Genomic DNA, 3,700 nt, shown 5'->3' on the forward strand with positions numbered 1-3,700 from the left:
CATAAGGTTCTCCTTTCGATTACACAGTTCCAGTCTATCAAGAAAAACAGAAACAAAAATCATCTTCCTGAATTATTCACGACTTTTCAGATCAAGAGACCTGTACATTTTCTCGTCAGGGTATTCGTGTTAACGGTGAACAGGATTGCGCTGCTTATATCGCAATTTTTTATTGCGTTATTGCAAGTCCACGGGAGATAGAGGCAAGCCCCATGACTGAAATTTTGACCTTGAGATGCCGGCTTTGCGACCAGCTGCAATACATCCCTGATGTATCGCGCTGTGCCAATTCTGTTCGGCATGTTGTTGCTCCAGTCCATACCGAAACCGGCCGCAGTCGCCAGCCGGTTTTTGCGGCGGGGACACAACAAGCCGTATCAGCACCTGAATAAAATTATGGATTAAGCATCAGCCTGGTCATTACTGACAGGCCGACCCGGCAAAATAACCCTTAAGTTGATCTTCGGATATATTTCAATTTCTGATCAAGGCGAAAACCAGAGCCAGAACCAGTGCGATCAGCCCGATTGACCCGGCCATGATTTTTGCCAGCAACAGCCTCATATACGCCTCCTCATACCAGGTCAAAAAGCTCAGAATGGATCTGACGCATCGGGATTCCGATCCGGTACAGACTTCGTTCGGCAGCTTCGATCATCGGCACCGGGCCGCAGATCAGGAACTCGAACCGCCGGCAGCTATCGGTCACATAGGTGCTGAGAAGCTCTTCCCTGATCAGGCCGGTTTCACCGGTCCATTCTGGCGGCGGTTTTTTCAGGACAAATACGACTTCGAGACTGAGTTTTTCCCGCAGTGCCTGCAGCTCTTCACGAAAGGTCATCTCCTCCCAGGTGTTATATGCATAAAACAGCAATACCGGGCGCTGGTCCCGGCGGTCGGCCATGGTCCTTAACATGCTCATAATCGGAGCGATGCCGACCCCGCCGGCGATAAAAACATATCCAGCAGAGGGGAGCCGGTCGATACTGAAAGCCCCGTAGGGGGCATCGACAAAAGCAACCTGTCCAGGCCGGCATTGACCAATGCTCCGGGTAAAATCTCCCAGCTCCTTGATCGTAAACCTGATTGTATCGGTTTCGGCGCTCGATGAAATGGAGAACGGATGTTCCTTCATCGCAAAGGGCGATGACCAAAGGGTCAGCCAGGCAAACTGACCCGGCATGAACGAAACAGCGGAATGGTGTTGCGGCCGGAGAGATAAAGTCCAGGCATTACCCGCCTCTCTTTGCACATCGACAATCCGGTAAGGGTGCTTCATCAGCCACAGAGGCTTGACCAGACGAACATATACCACGACCAGAATACAGGTCAGGGTTATCCCTCGCCAAAGCAGGGCCGCCCCCGGCGAATTAACATAATGGCCGACACCCTCAATGTGGATCAATGTCATAACCATTGCCAGAATCGACAGAAAGACATGCCAGAACCGCCACCTCTCATAATGAATCCCGAGTTTTTGCCGCCATAGTGAGGACAACATCAGCAACAGCATGCAGACCAAAGCCGCGATACCCGCCCTGAGGTGGTAAGGGCTGGCCTGTGGCCGGATAAAATAGAGCAGGCGAGGATCGGCAACCAGTAACAATAGCGGATGAACGATAATGAAGGCAAAGGCGACCATGGATATAAGCCGGTGAAAATAATAGATAATATCGATGCCAAAAGGAGCAGTTACCAGTTTTAGGCGCGCAGTCAAAAGAAACATCGTCGCCATCATGGCGGCGCCAACAAAACCGCAGGCTGCTGAAAGATCCCAAAGAACGCCGCTACCGGCAGGAACCGGCCCGACGATCAGGATAAACAGCGGCAACAGAACCAGAACCAGGTAAGCGCCGCTCCAGAATATGCCACGCATCATATAGGACATGCCAGATCTCCGACCATACAAAGTCGCTTGCATTCTACCAGATCGTCGGATTCCTGCAGTCACATCGGATAAATTCATGTGCGCTATTCCGATCACAACCGGTTTACTCGATCCCGGAAAAGGGTTATAACGTGAGCGTGGGACATCTTTTACAAAGGGGCACACGATGATTAACGACGACGAAGAGATGAACGAAGAAGAAAACTTTGCCGAAATGCTGGAACAGAGCATGGGCAAAACGGTGCAATTGAAACTCGGGCAAAAAACCGACGCCAAAGTTTTACAGATCGGTGCAGAATGGGCCTTTCTCGATGTCGGCCAGAAAGGCGAAGGGGTTATCGATGTCAGGGAGTTGCACGATGCCGAAGGCAACCTGACGGTTGCGGAGGGCGATATCATTTCGGCCTACTTCATGTCTCGACAGGGCGGCGAACTCCGCTTCACCACCCGGATCGGTGGCGGTGGATCAGCCGGTACCGCTCAGCTCGAAGAAGCCTGGCGCAGCGGCATTCCGGTCGACGGCCGGGTTGAAAAAGAGATTAAAGGAGGCTATGAGATTAAACTGCCCGGCAACGTCCGCGCCTTCTGCCCTTTTTCACAGATCGGCCTGCGCCGACCAGACAACCCGGAAGCTATCATCGAACAGAGCATTTCCTTTAAAATTACACAATTCGAAGAGAACGGCCGCAACATCGTGGTTTCACACCGGATCATTGAGGAAGAAGAGGCACGCCAACAACGAGAGCTGCTACGGGAGTCGCTCAAGGAGGGCGACCGGATCACCGGCACCGTCACCTCGATCCGTGATTTCGGCGCCTTTATTGATATCGGTGGCCTCGAAGGCTTGCTTCCGATTTCCGAGATCGCCTACGGTCGGGTCGAAAACATCAATGATGAGCTAGAAGTCGGTCAGCAGCTCGAGCTGGCGGTCAAACGCCTCGACTGGGAAGAAAACAAGTTCTCCTTCAGCCTGCGCGACACCCTGGCTGATCCATGGAGCCAGATTGAAAAAACATATAAAAACGGAGACCAGGTCACCGGCAAGGTCACCCGACTTGCTCCTTTTGGTGCTTTCGTTGCTCTCGGTGATGGTGTCGACGGGCTGGTCCACATCTCGAAACTAGGTCAGGGCAAGCATATCAAACACCCGAAAGAAGTGACCGATGTCGGCCGGACCCTGAATATCACCATTGAAAAAATAGACGTCGAACAAAAAAGGATATCTCTGACCTTGACCGGCGAAGAAGAAGAGACCGGGGACTCATCCTACACAGATGAGCCATCAGCCGGTTCCGGCATGGGAACCTTTGCCGACCTGCTCAAAACAGCCCAGGACAAGAAAAACAAGAAATAAGAGGCCGGCACCACTAGATATCAGTATTGGCGTTCTGGCTCTGCCGGGTCTCGACGAAACGGCCGAACTCCTTGTCCGAAGTCAGGATATGAACCTTGAACCATTCACTGAGAAAATTGAGCAGTTCAAAGGTCGCGACTCCGCGGCCGGTTTCTATCTTTTTGCGAAGAGCATAAACCTGTTTTTCAAGTTCGGCATGTTCAATGCGATGCCGGCCTAATCCGGGATAATACCATTCCTGCATGGCCGCTTCCTCATCCCTGAAATGAACATCAACATATATGATCAATCGATCAATCGTCTGCACGACCGCCGGCTCTGTTTCCCCTGAGAGCTTCGCTTCATAAAGATCATTGACAATGCCGACCAGACCCCGATGCTGGTTGTCGATTTTCGGAAAATTGATTTCATACTCAGGTTTCCAGGTAAACAGCTGCACAAGCTCCTCCCTTTGCTTA

At 51.8% G+C, this 3,700-nt stretch carries 4 protein-coding genes; 2 read left to right on the forward strand and 2 right to left on the reverse strand.

Annotated elements, in window-relative coordinates:
• On the forward strand, nucleotides 1-201 hold a 201-nt coding region (locus C0623_03950; GenBank protein PLY02334.1), incomplete at its 5' end, for a hypothetical protein.
• A gap of 373 nt (nucleotides 202-574) precedes the next feature.
• Here C0623_03950 and C0623_03955 read toward each other — a convergent pair.
• The gene (locus C0623_03955; protein PLY02335.1) at nucleotides 575-1,888 is read right to left on the reverse strand and encodes an oxidoreductase; all 1,314 of its coding nucleotides are present in this window, start codon (nucleotides 1,886-1,888) and stop codon (nucleotides 575-577) included.
• A 166-nt stretch (nucleotides 1,889-2,054) separates the two neighbouring features.
• Between C0623_03955 and C0623_03960 the strand changes: the two genes are divergently transcribed.
• Nucleotides 2,055-3,242: a 30S ribosomal protein S1 gene (locus C0623_03960; protein PLY02336.1), complete on the forward strand. Its 1,188-nt coding sequence runs from the start codon at nucleotides 2,055-2,057 to the stop codon at nucleotides 3,240-3,242.
• Nucleotides 3,243-3,255: 13 nt separating this feature from the next.
• On the opposite strand, the gene C0623_03965 is transcribed toward C0623_03960, so the two are convergent.
• Nucleotides 3,256-3,681, reverse strand: a complete 426-nt coding sequence (locus tag C0623_03965) for a hypothetical protein (GenBank protein ID PLY02337.1) — start codon at nucleotides 3,679-3,681, stop codon at nucleotides 3,256-3,258.
• Nucleotides 3,682-3,700: the final 19 nt, after the last annotated feature.

This window comes from Desulfuromonas sp., from assembly GCA_002869615.1.
Taxonomy (GTDB): domain Bacteria; phylum Desulfobacterota; class Desulfuromonadia; order Desulfuromonadales; family UBA2294; genus BM707.